The following is a 19,838-nucleotide window of genomic DNA, read 5'->3' as shown; positions in this document are numbered from 1 at the left end:
GAAGGAAGCTCAGAAATCCCAGTCTTCATCCTCAGTATTAACTGCTTTGCCGATCACATAGGATGAACCTGAGCCGGAGAAGAAATCGTGATTCTCATCCGCATTTGGTGATAATGCCGCCAAAATGGCCGGGTTGACATTAGCTTGGCTGGCGGGGAATAAGGCTTCATAACCTAAATTCATGAGTGCTTTATTAGCATTATAATGAAGGAATTTTTTGACATCCTCTGTCCAGCCGACGCCATCATAAAGGCTCTCAGTATAATGTACTTCATTGTCATATAAGTCCTGCAACAAGTCGAAGGCAAAATTCTTTATTTCCTGCCGGCGGTTATTATCAAGTTTTTCTAATCCTTTCTGGAATTTGTAACCAATGTAATATCCGTGAACCGCTTCATCGCGAATAATCAAGCGAATAAGGTCAGCGGTGTTGGTTAATCTGGCCCGGCTAGACCAATACATGGGTAAATAGAATCCAGAATAGAACAGAAATGATTCCAGAAATACGCTGGCAATCTTCTTCTTCAGTGGGTCATCATTATTATAATACTGAAGGATAATATCGGCTTTCTTTTGTAACGGGGTATTTTCTTCACTCCAACGATAGGCTTCATCGACATCTGATGTCATACATAGGGTCGAAAATATTGAGCTATAAGAGCGCGCGTGCACAGCTTCCATAAAGCTAATATTTGAAAAAACCGCTTCTTCATGCGGGGTTATCGCGTCTTTAATTAGCGCCGGGGCACCCAGTGTATTTTGGATGGTATCCAGCAGGGTTAGGCCAGTAAAAACCCGGATAGTCAGCTGTTGCTCATCAGCAGTGAGTTTAGCCCAGGAGGGAATATCATTTGATAGCGGGACTTTTTCCGGCAACCAAAAGTTAGCCGTTAGGCGGTTCCAGACTTCCAAGTCTTTATCGTCTTCAATTTTATTCCAATTGATGGCGCTGATGTGTTTTGTTGTTTTTATTGCATTCATAGATGACTTCCTTATTAATCCGATTCTGTTGATTCAGCGGTGTGTATTACAGTGAGCAGGAAACACAGCCTTCAACTTCCGTACCCTCGAGCGCCATCTGACGCAATCGGATGTAATAAATCGTTTTAATCCCTTTCTTCCAGGCATATATTTGCGCTTTGTTGATATCGCGGGTGCTGGCGGTATCGCGGAAGAACAGTGTCAGTGATAGCCCCTGATCCACATGCTGGGTGGCTTCGGCATAGGTATCGATGATTTTTTCTGGCCCTATTTGATAAGCATCCTGATAATATTCAAGATTATCGTTAGTCATGTAAGGTGCGGGATAATACACTCGGCCAATTTTGCCCTCTTTGCGGATCTCAATTGGCGAGACAATCGGGTGGATGCTGGATGTCGAGTGATTGATATACGAAATCGAGCCGGTAGGCGGCACCGCTTGCAAGTTCTGATTATAAATCCCGTGTTCCATTACTGACTGGCGTAAAGCAGCCCAATCTTGTTGATCCGGAATGGAAATTCCCGCCTTATCAAACAGCGCCTGAACTTTGGTCGTTTTCGGCTGCCAGCGCTGTGCTATATATTTGGTGAAATAGTGGCCCGAAGCATAAGTTGATTGGTCGAAGCCTTTAAAGTGGCTGCCGCGTTCCTGCGCCAACTGGTTGGAGGCGCGAATGGCGTGATATGCCACGGTGTAGAAGTAGATATTGGTAAAATCCAGCGCTTCTTCTGAGCCGTAAAAAATACGTTCGCGTGCCAGATAGCCGTGCAGATTCATTTGCCCAAGGCCGATAGCATGGGATTCTTGATTGCCTTTTTCAATCGATGGTACTGAGCGAATATTGCTCATATCAGAGACCGCAGTTAGCCCACGAATGGCGGTTTCAATCGATTTGCCGAAGTCTGGTGAATCCATGGTTTGGGCAATATTCAGCGAACCAAGGTTACAGGAGATATCCTTGCCAATATGGCGATAGCTGAGGTCATCGTTGTATTCAGTGGGCGAATTAACCTGCAAAATTTCTGAGCACAAATTGCTCATGTTGATCCGGCCTTTAATTGGATTGGCGCGATTGACCGTATCCTCAAACATCATATAGGGATAGCCAGATTCAAACTGGATCTCCGCCAAAATCTGGAAGAATTCTCGCGCTTTGATTTTGCTTTTACGGATGCGCTTGTCATCAACCATTTCGCGGTATTTTTCGCTGATACTGATCTCAGACATGGGGGCACCATAAACCAGCTCTACGTCATAAGGAGAAAACAGGTACATTTCCTCATTATTCTTCGCCAGTTCAAAAGTGATATCCGGGATAACTACCCCCAGCGACAGGGTTTTAATGCGTATTTTTTCATCGGCATTTTCGCGTTTGGTATCAAGAAAACGCAAAATATCAGGGTGATGAGCATGGAGATATACCGCCCCCGCACCTTGACGCGCACCGAGTTGATTAGCATAGGAAAAAGCATCTTCCAGCATTTTCATAATGGGAATTACACCGGATGACTGATTTTCAATGCGCTTAATGGGTGCGCCGACTTCGCGGATATTGGTCAGCAGAAAAGCCACTCCGCCGCCACGTTTTGATAATTGCAGTGCTGAGTTAATGGCGCGGCCAATCGATTCCATGTTGTCTTCAATGCGCAGCAGGAAGCAGGAGACCAGCTCGCCGCGCTGTTTTTTGCCGCAATTGAGAAATGTGGGGGTGGCGGGTTGGAAGCGGCCAGAGATGATTTCCTCCACCAAATCTCGTGCAACTTGCTGATTACCGGCCGCTAATGTCAGGGCAACCAGGCAAACTCTATCTTCATAGCGCTCCAAATAGCGCTTGCCATCAAAGGTTTTCAGGGTATAGCTGGTGTAATATTTAAATGCGCCAAGAAAAGTGGGGAAGCGAAATTTTTTGCTGTAGGCTTGCTGGAATAAGCTTTTGATAAAGCTGAAATCATACCTATCCAGCACCTCTTTCTCGTAATATCCTTCTTCAACCAAATAATCGAGTTTTTCCTGTAGGTTATGGAAGAACACGGTGTTTTGATTAACGTGCTGCAAGAAATATTGCCGCGCCGCCAAGCGGTCTTTATCAAACTGGATACGCCCGTCTGCATCATAGAGGTTCAGCATCGCGTTCAGTGAGTGGTAGTCCAGTTCACTGTGGGATGGGTCGGTGATTCTCAGTTCTGTCGTTGCCAAAATTCAGTTACTCCCTTGCGCACGTTTACCACATCTTCTGCTGTACCCAGTAGTTCAAAGCGATACAGATAAGGAACCTGACATTTTTGGGCAATAATTTTCCCTGCCAGGCAATAGGCGTCGCCAAAATTAGTGTTACCCGCAGCAATCACACCGCGAATCAATGAACGGTTATGGGGATCATTGAGAAATCTAATCACCTGAATCGGTACGGCCCCGACTGGGCTGCCACCGCCATAACTGGGTACTAACAAGATATAGGGCTGCTCCACTCGTAGCTTTTCCCGCGCACCAGCAATCGGGATGCGTATTGCCGGGAGCTCCAGCTTCCCGACAAAACGGTGAGTGTTCTCCGAAGAGCTGGAAAAATACACCAGCGGATTCATTTCATGGCCCTCATCAGGCCCCGACGGCCTGAACCAGCGCAGTTATTTTGTCAGGACGAAAGCCAGCCCAATGCTCATCACCGGCGACAATCACTGGAACTTGCTGATAACCAAGAGATTTCACGTAATGCAAGGCTTGTGAGTCTTCAGTTAAATCAATGACCTGATAAGCAATACCTTGTTTATCCAGCGCTCGATAGGTTGCATTGCACTGGACACAATCGGGTTTACTGTAAATAATAATGCTCATGATTCGCATTTACCTTTTATCTTAAGAAAAGGCGGATTTTGCAGATTGTTAGTGTGCCTCGACCCTCTGCCCCTGATTATCAGCCTCGATTTTATTCTCGTGAATGATAGATTTAATACTATATATAGTATTGGTTTAATTCAACCACACTATATGTAGTTATTTGGTCGCGAGTCATGCACAACTCAGGGACACATCCGTGAGCACGGGGCTGGTGGCCAATTTGGGCCGTAAAAGGTGAGTTAAAATATTTTTTTGCCCGAGAGTTAAGAGCATATGCTGCTGGGGTTTACCCATTGAGCTGCAGAAACACAGATATAGCGGCAGGTAGTCAGAGTTAGCAAAATTATTTTATCGTCAAACGGAACAGTAGCTTGGCGTGATAAAGCGATGGTGGTGAAAGTAGTGGCCCGCAGTGAATATCACTCGGGCCACCGATAAACACACAGTAGTGAGGGAATGGGCTGTAGGTTTATCGGCCGGCACTATTAGCGGCGAGCGAGCAGCATACCCACAACCAGGCCTATCGCGGCACCAATCCCAACACCTTGCCATGGTTTATCATGTACATAATTATCGGTATTGCTGGCAACATCACGTGCATGTTGTTGCAAACTGGTCGAGCCGCTGAAACGCGCTCGAGCATCGCGTAATACCCCCTCGGCATTTTGGCGCACCTTGGTAAGCTCCTCTTTGGTTTTTTCACCTGATGAGCGCAAGACATCGTCAAGAGTATCTGCCAGAAGGGTCACGTCCTGGTCGAGATCTCTTGCTACCTTTTCTGATTTTTTGAACATTTGACTCTCCATTTTCTGTGATGAGCATTAAGCATAGACCATCACCGCGCCAGTAAATTGGCTGCAGGAGCAAATTGAATCAGACTGTTAGCAGCCTGCAGCGATAAAGTCGCCGTTTGCACTGATGGGTATGACCGAGCTAAACAGCACTAAACCGAATAGAATCAATAGCACCCCACCGATGAGCATGGCAATCTGTGCGGCATGAATCAGTTGTCCGCTCAGTATTTGACTATTTATGCTAATCAGCTTTTCACGTGCATGATAAACCAGTGTCGCGATTATCATGATTGACAGCGCGGTGCCCAGCGCCATGCTCATGGCGGCTATTATTCCCCAGGTAAACATACCGATAGCATTGGCAAATACTAAAATCAGGATTGCGCCGCTGCATGGGCGAATACCAATCGAGGCAATAACCCATAAGTAGGTTTTCCAGCCGCCATTCAGTTGTTCGGCTGATGGCATATGGCGACAAGCACAATCCTCAGTGTGCTGATGAGAAGAGGGCGCTGCCAGTATTGACTGAGTGGGCTTGGTGGCCAACGGTTGCCCGATATGGCTAATAACCGCTTGGCGCTGGCGGCGAAAAAGCATGAATGGGCGGATACCTGAGGCACGTAGAATAAGCACCAAGCCAAATAACACAATAAATAGAGCGCTAGCTTTCTCGACATAAAAGCGGCTAAGGCTAAGCTCACCCATTGATAAATTGAATATCACGCCAAGAATAACCACAAATGCAATAGCGACCAGCCCTTGCATTAGGCTGCCGAGAAAAGTAATAAGCCGACTGGTGGTCACTTTCTCGCGGCTGGTGGCAAGATAGGTGGTAATAACAAATTTGCCATGCCCCGGCCCAATAGAGTGTAAAAAGCCATAAATAAAGCTAAACAGGGCTAGCATCAATCCCGCGCCGGTTTGATTATTTTGCTGTTTAAGCAGGTAAAGCACTAAATAGCGGTGCATATAAATCTGAAAGTTAATACAGTACTGCACAAAATCGGCCCAGTGCCGGGCGAATATCCACAGCAGTGACAGTAAAATAGCGCTGCTGAAACCAATACTCGCCATATTCGCACGGCTTAGTTTGAGGTTTGATGGCATATGCAGCTCCAGAGAAAGCCATGAGTTGTGTATTTAGCGTAACTCACTGCGCGCCAAGATACGTAAGCTTGATAGGTGCTGATTGTAAATGGATATATCTACCATTGCACAGTGCAAATAATCACCACGATGGCTTTGTACATTTGGTTACTCAACGAAACCAATGACTCACGGAAAGAAAAAATCCATTCCTCTATGATTCTTTCAACGGCCCCACCGGGGGCTTAGCGAAACAAACTCTGAGGATTTAAAAATGAAAAAAGTATTAGCGCTGATCGTTGCTGCAACTATGGGTCTGTCTTCTGTTGCTTTCGCTGCTGAAACAACTGCGGCTGCTACAGCAGCACCAGCTGCAACCAGCACTACTGCTGCTCCAGCTGTAGAAAAAGCGGCACCGGCTAAAGCAACTCATCATAAAAAACACAAAGCAACCACAGAACAAAAAGCACAAGCTGCTAAGAAACACGAGAAGAAAGCACCAGCTCAAAAAGCACAAGCTGCTAAGAAACACGAGAAGAAAGCACCGGCTCAAAAAGCGCAAGCTGCTAAAAAACAAGTGAAAAAAGCACCAGTTCAAAAAGCACAGGCTGCTAAAAAACACCATAAAGCCGCTAAAAAATCAGCTACTGCTCCAGCTGCATAATAACGCCGGAATGCGGGCCACTGAGCACCGCGCAGTCTAGCCAATTCCAGACACCCGGTTAATACCGGGTGTCTTTTTTTATAGGCTAATCATCATGATCAATCGCTATTTGTTCGAACTGATTTTCAGTGTGATGACTCTGTGTGGTGTATTACTTGCCTGCGTGCTGTTTCTCACCGATTCCGTCATCTAGCATCAGTGCAAAATATGTGGCTGATGAAGGTAACTTATTGTTTTCTATATCATCTGTGAATATCACTTTTCTCTTTTTATTCCAGCTTATCAGCCGGCTATGCCAAACTGATACTGCTATCCCCACCGCCATTAACCTATTTAAATCCAATTTCAATCGTGAGTTTATACGGGTTAAGGGCCTGGCATGCTTATTCGCGTCCAATATTTTGCCACTTTGCTCAGTGGCCCGCATGCCGGGCGATATGCTGATTTATTGGGGCCGAAAAAAGTCGTGTTATTCGGCTTGAGCTGCTGTGGTGTCAGTGGGATATTTTGTGGCCTTTGGCGTGTAGACTATTCCGAAATAGTCACTTTGAGCCAACAAAGAGGTGGTTTCCCTTATTTATTACGGTAAGGTCGCTCAATAGTAGTTAAAAAGAGGGGAAGTAAATGTATTTACGGCCAGATGAAGTGGCTAAAGTCCTGGAGAATGCCGGCTTTGAGCGAGATTATACGGTTGATCAGGCTTACGGTTATCGAAAAGTAGAGCATTACGTGTATGTCAATCGGGAAGCCCGCATGGGCAGGACGGCATTGATTATTCACCCGGCGCAGAAAGATAAGAGTTTATTATTTGCGACACCCACGGCAACACTTCGTATCAGTAATAAATATGTTGAGTTTCCGCTTTATCTCGCGGGAGAAACCGAAGACCGCTACGGTATTGCCCATGGATTTAGCTCAAGAGAAATGTTATTGCGCTACCTGAACAGTATGTTCCCGTAAATTTCCTCATCGCCAGCCGCAATCAATTTCATTGCGCCGTAATGTCACCATCAATGCAATACGGCGTCCGCTTCCTGATTAAATTGCAGATTATAATTACGGCGAAATTGCGCTAATTCAAAGGCATCTAAATCCAGTTCAGCGAAATAGAACAGAGCTGCTTCAGTATGTTCGGTTGTTAGCATTGGGGATATATGTGAACGAATCAGCGTATTTCGCCATTGTGTCACATTTTCATCAGAGGGGTCTTTGATAAAGGTTTGGTAGATAAATACCAGATAAGCTGCCTTTCTGACATCTTCAGCATAACCATTGCTGGTGGAGCGAATGAACATTTGTGTTTGGCGTGGCCCCATTTCTTGCAGCATTGATTCAATATAAATAGGTTTTATCTTCAGTAAATTAGCCAGTGTATCGACGGATTTGCGGGTATCAGATGTCAATACACGATAGCCCACAATAAAAACCACGATCAAAACAGCAATAATTATCCATGTCATGTAGTGTTTCTTTGCGCCATAAAAGGTGAAATTAACAACGTAAAATTATCTGGCTGTTAAATCGCCGATATCGATAAATCAACGAAGTAGTTACTGATTATCGCCACTGAAATTATCACTATTTTTCTGTTGATTATTCAGATGATGATTAAACGCAGCGGCATCTTTTGCCAGTGCATCAAGGTGGGCACCCAGCATTTTTATCTGCCTGACCAGCGAATGTTGCTCGGGCAAGGTGTTCGCTGTATTAAGCTTTCTAAGCAGCATATCATTTTTAGCACGCAATGCTGTTTCCCGCGCTTTTGACTGCTCCAGCTCATGTTGCAGTGCATGGTAACTTGCCTGCCATGTCTGGTGTTGCTTTTCAAAAGTTGATTGCAACTCACTCATTGCATTAAGAAACTTCACTTCAATCTCACTGACCTGCTCCCCGTTGATTAACACACCCCGATGTTAGTAATGTCTTCATAAGCCACATGAGGACATCCCCATGAAGAAGCGTTTTTCCGACCAACAGATCATCAGTATTCTCCGCGAGGCTGAAGCCGGGGTATCCGCCCGTGAACTCTGCCGCAAGCATGCCATTTCCGATGCCACGTTTTACACCTGGCGTAAAAAATATGGTGGTATGGAGGTGCCAGAGGTTAAGCGCCTGAAGTCACTTGAGGAAGAGAACGCCAGACTCAAGAAGCTGCTTGCCGAAGCCATGCTGGATAAGGAGGCGCTTCAGGTGGCCCTGGGCCGAAAGTACTGACGACAGACCAGAAGCGGGAAGCCGTGGTGTTGATGTGTGATGCGACCGGTCTGTCGCAACGTCGTGCCTGCAGGCTGACAGGTTTGTCCCTGTCGACCTGCCGCTACGAAGCGCAGCGTCCGGCGTCGGATGCACATTTATCCGGACGCATCACCGAACTGGCACTGGAGCGCAGGCGTTTTGGCTACCGCCGCATCTGGCAGCTGCTGCGCCGCGAAGGGCTTCATGTTAATCACAAGCGCGTGTACCGGCTTTATCATCTCAGTGACCTGGGAGTAAAACGTAGACGACGTCGTAAAGGCCTGGCAACAGAACGTCTGCCGCTGCTCCGCCCGGCGGCACCTAATCTGACCTGGTCGATGGATTTCGTCATGGACGCGCTGGCCACCGGTCGCAGGATCAAGTGCCTGACCTGCGTGGATGACTTCACGAAGGAGTGCCTGACGGTGACCGTTGCCTTCGGGATTTCAGGTGTGCAGGTCACGCGTATTCTGGACAGCATTGCGCTATTTCGCGGCTATCCGGCTACGATAAGGACCGATCAGGGCCCGGAGTTTACCTGCCGCGCGCTCGATCAATGGGCCTTTGAGCATGGCGTGGAGCTGCGACTTATCCAGCCCGGCAAGCCGACACAGAACGGATTTATTGAGAGTTTCAACGGACGCTTTCGCGATGAATGCCTGAATGAACACTGGTTCAGCGAGATCAGCCATGCCAGGAAAACCATCAGTGAATGGCGTCAGGATTATAACGAGTGCCGCCCGCACTCCACGCTGAATTATCAGACGCCGTCTGAATTTGCGGCGGACTGGAGAAAGGGTAATTCTGAGAATGAAGGATCCGACATTACTAACTGAGCGTTGTATTTAATCCTGGGGGCAGGTCATCACGCATTGTCATTGCTTTTCCTTTATCACGGCTTCCGATTTTCAGTGGCAGTATAGCGAAATATGAACATAAGCTCATCTGCTAGAGTGTGTCTTTTATTGCAGGTCAACTTACTGAGTAACATAGTTGCGAACGCGATGATGGTATAGGCTGGGACAGACCATGAAATCGTCAATCATGTTATTTGCATTAAATGATATTTAATAAAATGGCCATACTCTAAAAATCTCGCCATGGTGGGATTTTTAGTTTTCTGCGGTTAGCAATAAATGTCTATCAGCAAAAATATTTCTGCTAAATATATTTAAACTGCCGCCGATATACTGCGGGCGTAATCCCCACTATCTGACGAAATGCATTCCTAAAACCTTCAATAGTTTGAAATCCGCAATATTCTGCTATTCCGGCTATATTAATTTTATCCTGCTCCAGTAACTCCTTCGCTTTATACATTCTTTCGTGTTGTAACCAGATTTTAGGCGGTTGACCCGTTGCCGCGCAAAAATGCCGCAAAAAGGTTCTTTCACTGAGCGCCAACTCTGCCGCCATTTGGCTGATTGTCCAATTCTGCCCTAGCCGCCCGCGCACCTGTTCCATCAGTTTTGCCATATCTCGATGATTTTCTCTGGCAACGGGGGTGGGAATAAATTGCTGTTGCCCACCCCGACGTTGCGGGGCCATGACTAACCGTCGTGCTACTTGGTTGGCGATGTGGGCACCAAAATCGCGGGTGATGAGATGTAAGCAGGCATCGATGCCTGCGCTGCTTCCCGCCGACGTAATAATTTGCCCCTCATCGACATACAGTACATTCGCATCGACATGAATATCAGGGTAACACTGCGCCAGATAGTCAGTATAGCGCCAATGGGTGGTGGCACTTTTGCCGCGCAACAACCCCGCCGCTGCCAGCACAAAGACACCTGAACAAATGGTAACTATGCGGGCTCCCCGTGTTATTGCTTGCTGTAGAGCAGCAACTAGGGCTGGGGAGGGGGGCGTGTCGGGGCTGCTCCAGCCAGGGATGACAATGGTTTTAGCCTGCTCCAGCAGGGCTATTCCTGCATCAACGTGAATGTGGAGACTGCCATTGGCCGTGGAAATATGTTTATCCACTGCGACCACCTGATGCTGATACCAAGGGAAATCAAACTCTGGACGCGCTAAGCCGAATATTTCCTGTGCAATACCAAATTCGAACAGGCAGAGGCCGTCATAAGCCAATATCGCAACTAAACCGGGATCTGGTTTCACCGCTTGGTGAGGTTTGGGCAGGGCGGAATGTGCCATTGGCGTATCTCAGTGGTTTATTGTCATATTCGCCACTGTAATGGGCTATCTCTATTTCATAAAGTGATTCTTCAGAATATTTAATGGAGAAAACATATGAGTAGTATCGTGAGCCAGACGCCGCCGGCACCTCCTGAACAGGCACTGCAACATTTTTCTCAGCGTTTAGCCTTTGAAACTGATTGCTCGGATGTTTACCACTGCCAGCAGCAGGGAACTGTGGACTTTGTGCTGGTCGATGTGCGCAGTGAGGCGGCATTTGCATCGGCACATGTGCCAGGAGCGATTAATATTCCTCACCGATTAATAGATGCTTCTTTACTTGTTGATTTTCCAATGGATACATTATTTGTGGTTTATTGTGCGGGGCCACACTGTAATGGTGTTCATCGCGCTGCAATCAATCTAAGCCAATTGGGATATGCGGTTAAAGAGATGATTGGGGGAGTGACGGGCTGGAGTGATGAGGGGCTGCCTATGAGCGATGCTGTTAATAAAACCGGTGATACGGTGAGTTGTGGCTGTCATATTTAACAGTATTTTTCTGGATAATATCCCGGCGGAGTAGCGCCCTAAGTTTTTGACTTAGGGCTTTAATTTATCTTGTATGGTGAGATTATGCAGAGCGTCTTAAAGCCTGTTTCTGTTTAAGTTCGGCTATGACAGATTCAGTAATCTTATTTTTGCCTAGGGGGTTCATAGTTCCTTTCTTCGCAATCTTACTTCGTTGCTCAGCTGCATTTTGCTCCAGTTGCTGCTGACTGGCAGGCATTACTGTTTTCCTCTCATATGCGGGCGCGACCAGAGTCGATGGCAGCGGCGGTGGCGGCGGAATATCGCCTGGTTTTAAATTTGAATTAAGGTTTACAGCGACTTTTGGCGCTGCTGGCATTAGCACAGTGGCCTGATTCCGAGGAATGGGGGGCATTTTTTCGCGGCTAAATCCCCTTATAATTGTATTTTTCATTTCTTGATATTGATTGAGAGCAAGGGCAAAGCGCTCGGCATAGGTTTGTCCATTAATTGGAGGTAAACCGCTCATCATTTGATTTATCATCACATAATCTAATCGAGAGAGTGCTTTCTCGTGATTATCTGTTTTGACGATACTTACTTTAGACGCGGTATTATTTTTCTCAGCAGTGCCTAGTATTGAATGAAATGTTATTTTTTTAGCCGCGCTAGGTTGAGGTGTTATGGTATTACTCAGACCACTCAGTTTATGTGCGAACTTAGTACCGGCGGGTTTGATGTCACTTTGCTTGGATGGGTTACTCAAGTGGTTAAACTGTATTATTCTGTTGCTGACTGAAAAGCGTATACTCTGTGGGTGACTCATTTATTGCTTCCTTATTAATACGGGGTGTGGATTGGCTTCTTCTCATCAACTATATAGCGAAGTTAAATGGGGAGCTTGCAAGAAAAGAGTCTTACAACCGCTGTATCTGGCATCTTCAGTGCAAGGTTAATGTATTGTTATAAACCTATCGGTAGAATGATTTTGGACCATAGGGCTGGTGATTATTACTGACTATTATTCTTGGCACTGATGGTGAATTAACTGGTAGAGTATCGGCGGCTTTATTCATGACAGGAATTCTGTATGCGCTCTGTTTATCTATGGGTCGTGGTGGTGGCTATTAGTATCACCGCGTTTGTATCTCAGCTCAGCTTCTTTTTCATTGAACCGCAGGCGGAGGTTAGTGAGGGCAAAGTTTTAGTGCTCAAACGGACGCCTAAATTGGGTTTTATTGATAGCCCTCGGGGTTACTGCCAGCGCGAATATCCCACTGAAGACTCTGAACGCTGTGAGTCCAGGATACTTTCCCCACTATTGGCCAGCACCCATGCCATTTATGAGCTGCCATTTAGTGATTATTTTTACACTATGACGTATCAACCCCCCCAGTAAATTTTTCGTCCATGTCTCTGATTGTGAGGTGTTCGCGGTATATTAATATTTTTAATATAAGTCAATGTTAAATAGTTTCACTATTTTAATATTCATAATATAAAGGAGTGGGTTGTGAATTGGATGGAAGTTTTGATATCTGCGGGTATTGCTGTGATTTTGGGCTTTATCACCACAAGATTACGTAATAGCAATAAACTGGGTAAGATAGGTGCTATTCTGTGGGTTATTATCCCGATTGTCGTGGGAAATATTATTTATTACCAATATATTAATCCGAATAAATTTAGCGGGAATGATCGAGCACAAATAGAACAATCACTCGAGAGTTTCCCTGTCTTCCAAACGTTGAAAAAACAAGAACCGGCTCTTTATACACAACTGATAGATAACTTCCTCAAGTCAAAGAAAGAAGGGCAATCGGAGCAACAACTGATTGATGAAATGAAGCAGTCCGTGGCAGAGCTAACTATGCAACGGATCCAACATGCACCCGATAAAAATGTTATCGATTATATGAATATTATCTTGGATGAGCTGCGCTATTATCAGGCGAATAATCGCAGTGAACATCTCTGTTTTAAGGCGTTGTTCCCGCAAGTGAGTGGCGGAGTGAATGCCACTAAAGTTTTACCTAAAGAGCTTCTCATGCGCGATTTGGATTCGGTTAATAGCTTGTTTACATCCTCTACCGGGGGATTAATAAAGCCAGAAAATCAAGAGTATGAGAATAAGCTCAATGCCATCGTGGGGAAAATGCAGCAGCAATATGGTCATGATTTGCAGATGTTTGTGAACCCTGCGGCTCCTGAAGTCGATCGCGAAAAAATCTGCGATATGGCCATTGATATGTATAGCCAAATATTGAAACTTCCCGCTAACGATGCTGGCGCTATTCTACGTTCAATGTTGGGTGGTGAATGAAAAGTAATCAATTCTAGATTGATCATTAAAGACATTCCTTTATACAGGAATGTCTATTTAATCACTCTCGTCCCCCACGTTATGATAGATTTTAATTAGCGGATAATCTCTGTTGTTAGAGATTACCTTATTGAGCCTTGCTCTCTATGATTATTCGGAGAAATAATCATACGCCAGAGATTAAACTCTTACTCAGCGTTCTGATTAAATAGACTAACTAATAAGCAGCCTAATCAATAGGCTAAATCTCTTGTTAGCCAAGAACTAATAGGTGGTTTTTGCTGTTAAGTTGCATGATAACGCTTATTTCTACCATTTTAATCTGTATATTTTTCCGTGGTTTTTATAGATGCAGATCAATTTTATTTATAATTTATTTTATTTCCATCTCGGTTTTTTTTGATTTTCCTCATCTAAATCTGGAATTTGTCACATAAATACTTTAAAACACTAATAAATGAAGGAAAAATTGGTTTTTAATGCTAGGTAAGGTGTATGTTACCCATATTAATGTTTAGTGCTACGCTTAATTACTTATTGAATCTTGGTCTGACAGGCAATGCGCTATATTTGCTAGCTAATTTATCAAAGGATAATTCATGTCTAAACGTCTATGGCTCCGAAATACCTTACTAACCGCCGCTCTATTAAGTGCTTTTTCTGTTCCGGCCAGCGCGGCCAATCACACATTACAATTGGCTATCGGTGATGAACCGACCGAGGGTTTTGACCCCATGTTAGGGTGGAGTCATGGTAGTTATCTGCTGCTGCATAGCCCGTTACTCAAACAAAACGAAGACCTAAGTTGGACGGGTTTTTTGCTGAGTGATTATAAAACCAGTGACGATGGTAAAACTTGGACTCTGACACTCAAACCTGACCTCAAGTTTTCTGACGGCTCCCCTTTGACCGCCAAAGATGTGGTATTCACCTATAACAATGCTGCCGCCAGCGGCGGTAAGGTGGATATGGGGAACTTCCTCAGCGCAGAGGAAATTGACCCCCTCAATGTTCGTGTTCAACTCAAAGCGCCACAAAGTACCTTCGTGAACGTTTTGGGCTCATTGGGGATTGTTTCTGCTGATAAATATAATGCTAAAACCTATGCGCAAAAGCCGATTGGTGCTGGCCCGTACCGCTTAGTCAGTTTCCAGCCGGGTCAACAAATGATTGTTGAAGCGAACCCTTACTATGCGGGTAATAAAAATGATTTCGACAAGTTGATTTTTGTCTTCCTTGACGAAGACAGTGCTTTTGCCGCTGCCCAAAGTGGGCAACTAGGTGTAGTTCGTATTCCTCCATCTATGGCTGTTGGCCCGGTGAATAACATGAAGTTATGGGTCAGACCGAGTGTGGAAAACCGGGGGATTGTGTTCCCGACCACTCCAGCGGGCAAAAAGGATATGCATGGTTATCCGATTGGTAATGATGTTACCGCCGATGTCGCGATTCGCCGCGCCATTAACTATGCCATCAACCGCCAACTGCTGGCTGACCAAATCATGGAAGGCCATGCCATTCCGGCTTATACCGGAGTTCAGGGGCTGCCATGGAATAACCCGGACTCCGCTATCAAAGATGGCGATATTGAGAAAGCCAAACAGATATTGGAGCAGGCGGGCTGGCAGCTAAACAGTGCGGGGATCAGAGAAAAACAGGGTGTTCCGGCCAAAATCACACTGTGGTATACCAGCGGCGATACCACTCGGCGTGACTTGGCGCAGGCGGTACGTTCCATGCTTAAACCGATTGGCATTGAGGTTGATTTGAAGTCCGGCAGCTGGGAAACCGTAGAGCGTAATATGCATGCTAATCCAACCCTGTTTGGCTGGGGCAGCCTAGACCCGATGGAGCTGTACCATCACTACAGCAGTAAAGCCGCTGGCGTGGAATATTATAACCCGGGCTACTACCAAAACCCTGTGGTTGATAAACATTTGCAACAAGCGCTGGATGCCCCAACCTGGGAGCAAGCGGTGCCATTTTGGCAGGAAGTGGACTGGGATGGGGCGACCGGTGCTGGTATCCGGGGTGATGCTGCCTGGGCATGGTTGCTGAATATTCAGCATACTTACCTGGCCAATAATTGCGTCGATTTAGGTAAAGCAGCGCCGGAGATTCACGGCTCTTGGTCACTACTTAATAGCCTTGATAGCTGGAAATGGACCTGTCAGTAATGAAGGGGATTTCGCTGTTTGCCCTGCGTTTAGCTTGCCTGCTGCTGGTGACGGCAGTAGGCACGTTCACGCTGCTGAGTTTCTCGCCAGTTGACCCAATACGTGCCTATATCGGCAGTGATCTGCTGCATGTGCCGCCGGAACAGTACCCACTGATTGCGGCGCGCTGGGGGCTGGACTTACCATTATGGCAGCGTTTTCTGCACTGGTTTACCCAAGTTCTACAAGGGGATTTCGGTTACTCGATGTTGTACAACGCGCCGGTGTCACAAGTCATTGGTGAACGTTTTACTACCTCGTTTGCATTGCTATTTTCGGCATGGTTATTCTCGGGCATTGTCGGGCTACTGCTGGGCTTGACGGCGGGCCGCTATCTCAATCGTTGGCCGGATCGGGTTATTTCAAGTTTGTCATATTTATTGGCGTCATTACCGACTTTCTGGATTGGTTTATTACTGTTGTCATTATTTGCAGTGAAACTGAATTGGGCCCCTATTTGCTGTGCATGGACACCCGGGAGTAACGCACAAACTGCCAGCTGGAGTGACAAACTGCATCATCTCATCTTGCCAATGCTGGCTTTAGGATTACTGGGGGTTGGGAATATTGCTTTGCATACCCGAGCCCGAGTCGCTGAAGTGATGAACAGTGAGTTTATTCGCTACGCACGAGCGCAGGGGGATAAAGGATGGCCATTGGTCAATTTCCATATCTTGCGCCATGCCATTACACCGGCGTTGTGTCTGCAATTTGCCTCTGTGGGTGAATTATTGGGCGGGTCTTTATTAGCAGAAAAAGTCTTTGCCTACCCAGGGTTGGGGCAGGCCACCATTGATGCCGGGTTACACGGCGATATTCCGCTATTAATGGGGATTGTAATGTTTTGCGCCATCTTGGTCTTTTGCGGTAATAGTATTGCCAACGCACTGTTACACCGCTTGAATAGGGGGGCGGCGCGACAATTATGACTTATAACCCAAACCGAGCTTTGTTCCGGCTTTTTGTTTCATTGGCACTATTATCCATTTTAATTATCTACGGCTGGGCAATATATCCCGTTGAAATTCAGATGGATTTAATGGCTCGCCGCCAGCCGCCGTCATTGGCCTATTGGTTTGGCACTGACAGCTTAGGCCGCGACCTGTGGTTGCGCTGTTTTCAAGGCATGACTACCAGTTTGCAAATTGGCTTGGTTGCCGCTTTTGCCAGCGGCCTGCTGGCGATGCTGAGTGCCAGTTTATGTTCGGTGAATAAAACGTTGGATTATCTGATCCGCGGATTAATTGACAGCATGCTGGCCTTACCGCACTTATTATTGTTAGTGCTGATTTGTTTCACACTGGGAGGCGGAAAAAACGGGGTGATTCTGGCGGTGGCCCTCACTCATTGGCCAAAACTTGCTTTGATTTTACGTGCCGAGATTTTACGTATTCGGGAGACTGATTATGTGATGCTCTCGCATCGGCTGGGTAACAGCAATTTTTACCGTTGGCGTCACCATCTGCTACCGTTATTACTACCACAATGGATTGTTGGGACGCTACTGATGTTCCCCCATGCGGTGTTACACAGCGCCGCGCTCAGTTTTCTGGGGTTTGGCTTGTCACCTCATGAGCCATCGCTGGGGATTTTATTGGCAGATGCACTGCGTTATCTGAGCAGCGGGGCATGGTGGCTGGCATTTTTCCCAGGACTGATTTTGGTCGGGTTGGTGCTGATATTTGACCAGTTTGCTCGATCACTACAACAACTCTGGGTGAGGATAACCTGATGTTGAAATTTTCAAGGTTTGCCATTGATGTTGCCCATTATCGCTGGCTAGGCCGAAAAACCTGGCACCCTTTATTGAGCAATATTTCTTTGGAGGTGAATCCCGGGGAGTTGGTCGCGCTCGTGGGCGGCAGTGGTGAGGGTAAAAGTCTGTTATTGCAAAGTGCACTGGGCTTATTGCCGGAGAACATGCGCTGTCATGGCGAGATTATCCTGGATGGAGAAGTCTTGTGTGCGCAAGATAAAATCGAGCGGCGTGGTAAAACCTTATGTTATGTCCCACAAGGGGTGAGTGCGCTGAATCCTTTGATAAAAGTGGGTTCGCAAATGACTCGAGCGGCGCAACTCAGCGGCGTTAAGTTAAAGCTGGAGGATGTCGCGATGCAGTTGCAAACCTATAATCTGGCGCCGGGGTTAGTCCATGATTTTCCTCGCCAACTCTCCGGTGGCATGGCAAAACGTGTGCTGACCAGTTGTGCGACCTTGACCAATGCCCGCTACATCTTAGCGGATGAAGTGACTTCATGGTTGGATGATGAGCATGCTTGCCAGTTATTAACGCATTTGCGCGCTTTTTGTCAGCAAGGGCGCGGTATTTTATGGGTTACACATGACTTGGCGCTGGCGGCGCGCTTTGCTGATAAAATTGCAGTATTGCATCAAGGTGAATTGCACGAAACATTGAGTGCTGATGAGCTGAAGAACAACGAGGGGAGCCCGTGGTTGCAATCACTGTGGGCGGCCTTGCCGGAGCAGCAATTCGTCAGCCAGCCGATATCGCCCACGGAGGTGGCAGAATATGTTTAGTGTCGACAACCTGACCATTGAACAAGGGGGAAAATGTCTGTGGGACTCAGTCTCATTTTCCTTGGCACCGGGAGAGCGATTGGGAATTTCAGCGCCCAGTGGTTTTGGCAAAACCACCTTAGGGCGGGTGTTGGCGCAATGGCAGTCGGCCACATCAGGGCAAATTTCCATCGAGGGCGCGCCGCTGGCGAAAAAAGGCTATTGCCCCATACAATTGGTGCCCCAGCATCCCGAACAAAGTTTCAATCCTTACCGGACAACCGGAGAAAGTCTGCACGATGCCTGGCGACCCGATGCCCAGTGGCTTGAGCGAATGGTTGTTAATCCGGACTGGTTAAAGCGCCGACCTGATGAACTTTCTGGCGGAGAATTAGCGCGTATTGCGCTGTTGCGGGCCTTAGATCCCCGAACCCAATATTTGATTGCCGATGAAGTTACCGCGCAACTGGACGCGCGCGTTCAGGCACAAATCTGGCAAGTTTTATTGGAAGAGTCTGCTAGACGCCCGTTAGGATTAATTGTTTTCAGTCACAACAAATCCTTATTAGAAAAAGTGTGTTCGCGTATTTGGATCCCGCAAAGAGAGAATAAAAAGCCGCTTTATCCACCTAGCCTGGCTAAGCCTCACCTCGGGTTAGCAATGATAAAAACAAGATAAATATTGTGACAAATAATAGAAGGTAAATGAAATCTTAACAGTGGAATAATAATTTAGCGTGATAGAGGCCCAAGGTGTAGGGCTTTTTATGGATTTAAGGTTATAAATATCTTGATTAAGATCACGTAATTTTAAAATAACCAAAATAAATATCTACTTGATTGAAGGATAGCCATGATTTCTACGGGTGGGTACATTTTCACCACTTAATCCACGGCGTCAGAAAATATTCAGTTATAGTGAATTTAAATTTAATTCTGGATGTAAAAATAATCCTAGTATGTGTTTCTATACACCATTTTTTAGGCAGGATTTCCTTGTATTTCTCACCATCTAGTTTTTGCGTGATGCTTTTTTAGCATAAAACATCACGGGAATCTCTCCACAAATACTTTATTTTTCAAATTGAAACTCACAAAAGATGTCAATTAACTGATTGATTTTATTTGTAAGTTTTTGTTTTGATGCCGATGGCACATAGCTCTTTTTATTAAATTTGCAATTAATGATGAATTTTACAGTTTTTGGTCTATATTGGTTAGAGATGATTTTTTTATAGCAATTTATTGATTTATAGGCGCCTATACAACAAAAAAATAGACCACAATTGAGTATTAAATACAGGGATTTAGTAGCTATGACATTAGCTATAGAACGCAGACGATTAATTGGTTTTCCTATGTATTGCTTACTGTGGATAAATGCAGTAGCTCTTTTCTATTTTAGTAAAAAAATATTAATGAATACTCTTTTGCTATTGATTGATATAACTAAACGCGGTAAAAAATACCTACCCGAAAAAATCATCACACAAATGAACCCGACGGGATAACGTCT

General features: G+C 45.9%; 21 protein-coding genes and 1 pseudogene. 12 read left to right on the top strand and 10 right to left on the bottom strand.

Annotated features, from left to right (window positions below):
* Positions 1–9: 9 nt before the first annotated feature.
* The 6 genes from nrdF to D5F51_RS16800 form a co-directional block, all read right to left on the bottom strand.
* Positions 10–981, bottom strand: coding sequence for a class 1b ribonucleoside-diphosphate reductase subunit beta (gene nrdF / locus D5F51_RS16825; protein ID WP_129198004.1), 972 nt, complete (start codon positions 979–981; stop codon positions 10–12).
* A gap of 46 nt (positions 982–1,027) precedes the next feature.
* On the bottom strand, positions 1,028–3,178 hold the full coding sequence (gene nrdE / locus D5F51_RS16820; protein WP_129198002.1) for a class 1b ribonucleoside-diphosphate reductase subunit alpha: 2,151 nt from the start codon (positions 3,176–3,178) through the stop codon (positions 1,028–1,030).
* The gene (nrdI, locus tag D5F51_RS16815) at positions 3,160–3,564 is read right to left on the bottom strand and encodes a class Ib ribonucleoside-diphosphate reductase assembly flavoprotein NrdI (protein ID WP_129198000.1); all 405 of its coding nucleotides are present in this window, start codon (positions 3,562–3,564) and stop codon (positions 3,160–3,162) included. Before nrdI ends, nrdE begins: the two co-directional genes overlap by 19 nt.
* Positions 3,565–3,577: 13 nt before the next feature.
* Positions 3,578–3,814, bottom strand: coding sequence for a redoxin NrdH (locus tag D5F51_RS16810; protein WP_129197998.1), 237 nt, complete (start codon positions 3,812–3,814; stop codon positions 3,578–3,580).
* A 488-nt stretch (positions 3,815–4,302) separates the two neighbouring features.
* A complete protein-coding gene (locus D5F51_RS16805; protein WP_025379307.1) occupies positions 4,303–4,611 on the bottom strand; it encodes an ElaB/YgaM/YqjD family protein in 309 nt (102 codons plus the stop codon).
* Between the two features lie 87 nt (positions 4,612–4,698).
* Entirely contained in the window at positions 4,699–5,718 is a 1,020-nt protein-coding gene (locus D5F51_RS16800) for a nickel/cobalt transporter (protein ID WP_129197996.1), read from the bottom strand.
* 253 nt (positions 5,719–5,971) lie between these two features.
* On the opposite strand from D5F51_RS16800, the gene asr reads away from it, so the two are divergent.
* The 3 genes and pseudogenes from asr to D5F51_RS16785 all read left to right on the top strand — a co-directional run bounded on the left by asr (position 5,972) and on the right by D5F51_RS16785 (position 7,321).
* On the top strand, positions 5,972–6,361 hold the full coding sequence (gene asr, locus D5F51_RS16795; protein WP_129197994.1) for an acid resistance repetitive basic protein Asr: 390 nt from the start codon (positions 5,972–5,974) through the stop codon (positions 6,359–6,361).
* A 376-nt stretch (positions 6,362–6,737) separates the two neighbouring features.
* Positions 6,738–6,878, top strand: a pseudogene (locus D5F51_RS16790) (MFS transporter); the annotation flags it as partial.
* A 107-nt stretch (positions 6,879–6,985) separates the two neighbouring features.
* Positions 6,986–7,321, top strand: a complete 336-nt coding sequence (locus D5F51_RS16785; RefSeq protein WP_025379303.1) for a DUF2002 family protein — start codon at positions 6,986–6,988, stop codon at positions 7,319–7,321.
* A 50-nt stretch (positions 7,322–7,371) separates the two neighbouring features.
* Here D5F51_RS16785 and D5F51_RS16780 read toward each other — a convergent pair whose 3' ends face one another.
* Both D5F51_RS16780 and D5F51_RS16775 read right to left on the bottom strand, forming a co-directional pair.
* Positions 7,372–7,821 carry a DUF1198 domain-containing protein gene (locus tag D5F51_RS16780; RefSeq protein WP_025379302.1) on the bottom strand — a complete coding sequence of 150 codons (450 nt, stop codon included), beginning with the start codon at positions 7,819–7,821 and terminating at the stop codon, positions 7,372–7,374.
* Between the two features lie 90 nt (positions 7,822–7,911).
* Positions 7,912–8,259 (bottom strand): MbeD family mobilization/exclusion protein, encoded by a 348-nt coding sequence (locus D5F51_RS16775; protein ID WP_261372965.1) that lies wholly within the window; start codon positions 8,257–8,259, stop codon positions 7,912–7,914.
* Positions 8,260–8,311: 52 nt separating this feature from the next.
* Between D5F51_RS16775 and D5F51_RS16770 the strand changes: the two genes are divergently transcribed.
* Positions 8,312–9,432, top strand: a protein-coding gene (locus D5F51_RS16770; protein ID WP_129197252.1) for an IS3 family transposase whose coding sequence is annotated in 2 segments (ribosomal slippage) — positions 8,312–8,570 and positions 8,570–9,432 — 1,122 coding nt in all. Because the reading frame shifts where the segments join, the coding sequence is not laid out codon by codon here.
* 325 nt (positions 9,433–9,757) lie between these two features.
* Here D5F51_RS16770 and ftrA read toward each other — a convergent pair.
* Positions 9,758–10,753 (bottom strand): transcriptional regulator FtrA, encoded by a 996-nt coding sequence (ftrA, locus tag D5F51_RS16765; RefSeq protein ID WP_162301772.1) that lies wholly within the window; start codon positions 10,751–10,753, stop codon positions 9,758–9,760.
* Between the two features lie 96 nt (positions 10,754–10,849).
* Between ftrA and D5F51_RS16760 the strand changes: the two genes are divergently transcribed.
* Positions 10,850–11,287: a rhodanese-like domain-containing protein gene (locus tag D5F51_RS16760; RefSeq protein WP_025379299.1), complete on the top strand. Its 438-nt coding sequence runs from the start codon at positions 10,850–10,852 to the stop codon at positions 11,285–11,287.
* 82 nt (positions 11,288–11,369) lie between these two features.
* Here the strand turns inward: D5F51_RS16760 and D5F51_RS16755 are convergent, their stop codons facing one another.
* A complete protein-coding gene (locus tag D5F51_RS16755) occupies positions 11,370–12,092 on the bottom strand; it encodes a hypothetical protein (RefSeq protein WP_129197992.1) in 723 nt (240 codons plus the stop codon).
* Positions 12,093–12,356: 264 nt separating this feature from the next.
* Between D5F51_RS16755 and D5F51_RS16750 the strand changes: the two genes are divergently transcribed.
* The 7 genes from D5F51_RS16750 to D5F51_RS16720 all read left to right on the top strand — a co-directional run bounded on the left by D5F51_RS16750 (position 12,357) and on the right by D5F51_RS16720 (position 19,001).
* The gene (locus D5F51_RS16750; protein WP_129197990.1) at positions 12,357–12,665 is read left to right on the top strand and encodes a DNA-directed RNA polymerase subunit beta; all 309 of its coding nucleotides are present in this window, start codon (positions 12,357–12,359) and stop codon (positions 12,663–12,665) included.
* A gap of 114 nt (positions 12,666–12,779) precedes the next feature.
* A complete protein-coding gene (locus D5F51_RS16745) occupies positions 12,780–13,589 on the top strand; it encodes a DNA gyrase (protein ID WP_129197988.1) in 810 nt (269 codons plus the stop codon).
* A gap of 599 nt (positions 13,590–14,188) precedes the next feature.
* A complete protein-coding gene (locus tag D5F51_RS16740) occupies positions 14,189–15,766 on the top strand; it encodes an ABC transporter substrate-binding protein (RefSeq protein WP_129197987.1) in 1,578 nt (525 codons plus the stop codon).
* The gene (locus tag D5F51_RS16735) at positions 15,766–16,734 is read left to right on the top strand and encodes an ABC transporter permease (RefSeq protein ID WP_087768801.1); all 969 of its coding nucleotides are present in this window, start codon (positions 15,766–15,768) and stop codon (positions 16,732–16,734) included. The genes D5F51_RS16740 and D5F51_RS16735 overlap by 1 nt, the downstream gene beginning before the upstream one ends.
* Positions 16,731–17,537 (top strand): ABC transporter permease, encoded by an 807-nt coding sequence (locus D5F51_RS16730; RefSeq protein ID WP_129197986.1) that lies wholly within the window; start codon positions 16,731–16,733, stop codon positions 17,535–17,537. Before D5F51_RS16735 ends, D5F51_RS16730 begins: the two co-directional genes overlap by 4 nt.
* On the top strand, positions 17,537–18,343 hold the full coding sequence (locus D5F51_RS16725) for an ATP-binding cassette domain-containing protein (RefSeq protein WP_129197985.1): 807 nt from the start codon (positions 17,537–17,539) through the stop codon (positions 18,341–18,343). Before D5F51_RS16730 ends, D5F51_RS16725 begins: the two co-directional genes overlap by 1 nt.
* On the top strand, positions 18,336–19,001 hold the full coding sequence (locus D5F51_RS16720; RefSeq protein ID WP_129197983.1) for an ATP-binding cassette domain-containing protein: 666 nt from the start codon (positions 18,336–18,338) through the stop codon (positions 18,999–19,001). Before D5F51_RS16725 ends, D5F51_RS16720 begins: the two co-directional genes overlap by 8 nt.
* Positions 19,002–19,838 lie beyond the last annotated feature (837 nt).

The sequence above is a fragment of the Yersinia hibernica genome, from assembly GCF_004124235.1.
In the GTDB taxonomy this organism is placed as follows: domain Bacteria; phylum Pseudomonadota; class Gammaproteobacteria; order Enterobacterales; family Enterobacteriaceae; genus Yersinia; species Yersinia hibernica.
This window is presented reverse-complemented; position numbering and strand designations above follow the sequence as displayed.

Coding starts and splice junctions, on each gene's coding strand:
- D5F51_RS16735 (WP_087768801.1), top strand. CDS start 15,766: ATGAAGGGGATTTCGCTGTTTGCCCTGCGTTTAGCTTGCCTGCTGCTG.
- D5F51_RS16800 (WP_129197996.1), bottom strand. CDS start 5,718: ATGCCATCAAACCTCAAACTAAGCCGTGCGAATATGGCGAGTATTGGT.
- nrdF (WP_129198004.1), bottom strand. CDS start 981: ATGAATGCAATAAAAACAACAAAACACATCAGCGCCATCAATTGGAAT.
- D5F51_RS16805 (WP_025379307.1), bottom strand. CDS start 4,611: ATGTTCAAAAAATCAGAAAAGGTAGCAAGAGATCTCGACCAGGACGTG.
- D5F51_RS16810 (WP_129197998.1), bottom strand. CDS start 3,814: ATGAGCATTATTATTTACAGTAAACCCGATTGTGTCCAGTGCAATGCA.
- asr (WP_129197994.1), top strand. CDS start 5,972: ATGAAAAAAGTATTAGCGCTGATCGTTGCTGCAACTATGGGTCTGTCT.
- D5F51_RS16740 (WP_129197987.1), top strand. CDS start 14,189: ATGTCTAAACGTCTATGGCTCCGAAATACCTTACTAACCGCCGCTCTA.
- D5F51_RS16755 (WP_129197992.1), bottom strand. CDS start 12,092: ATGAGTCACCCACAGAGTATACGCTTTTCAGTCAGCAACAGAATAATA.
- nrdI (WP_129198000.1), bottom strand. CDS start 3,564: ATGAATCCGCTGGTGTATTTTTCCAGCTCTTCGGAGAACACTCACCGT.
- D5F51_RS16760 (WP_025379299.1), top strand. CDS start 10,850: ATGAGTAGTATCGTGAGCCAGACGCCGCCGGCACCTCCTGAACAGGCA.
- D5F51_RS16720 (WP_129197983.1), top strand. CDS start 18,336: ATGTTTAGTGTCGACAACCTGACCATTGAACAAGGGGGAAAATGTCTG.
- D5F51_RS16725 (WP_129197985.1), top strand. CDS start 17,537: ATGTTGAAATTTTCAAGGTTTGCCATTGATGTTGCCCATTATCGCTGG.
- D5F51_RS16785 (WP_025379303.1), top strand. CDS start 6,986: ATGTATTTACGGCCAGATGAAGTGGCTAAAGTCCTGGAGAATGCCGGC.
- D5F51_RS16750 (WP_129197990.1), top strand. CDS start 12,357: ATGCGCTCTGTTTATCTATGGGTCGTGGTGGTGGCTATTAGTATCACC.
- D5F51_RS16780 (WP_025379302.1), bottom strand. CDS start 7,821: ATGACATGGATAATTATTGCTGTTTTGATCGTGGTTTTTATTGTGGGC.
- D5F51_RS16730 (WP_129197986.1), top strand. CDS start 16,731: ATGACTTATAACCCAAACCGAGCTTTGTTCCGGCTTTTTGTTTCATTG.
- ftrA (WP_162301772.1), bottom strand. CDS start 10,753: ATGGCACATTCCGCCCTGCCCAAACCTCACCAAGCGGTGAAACCAGAT.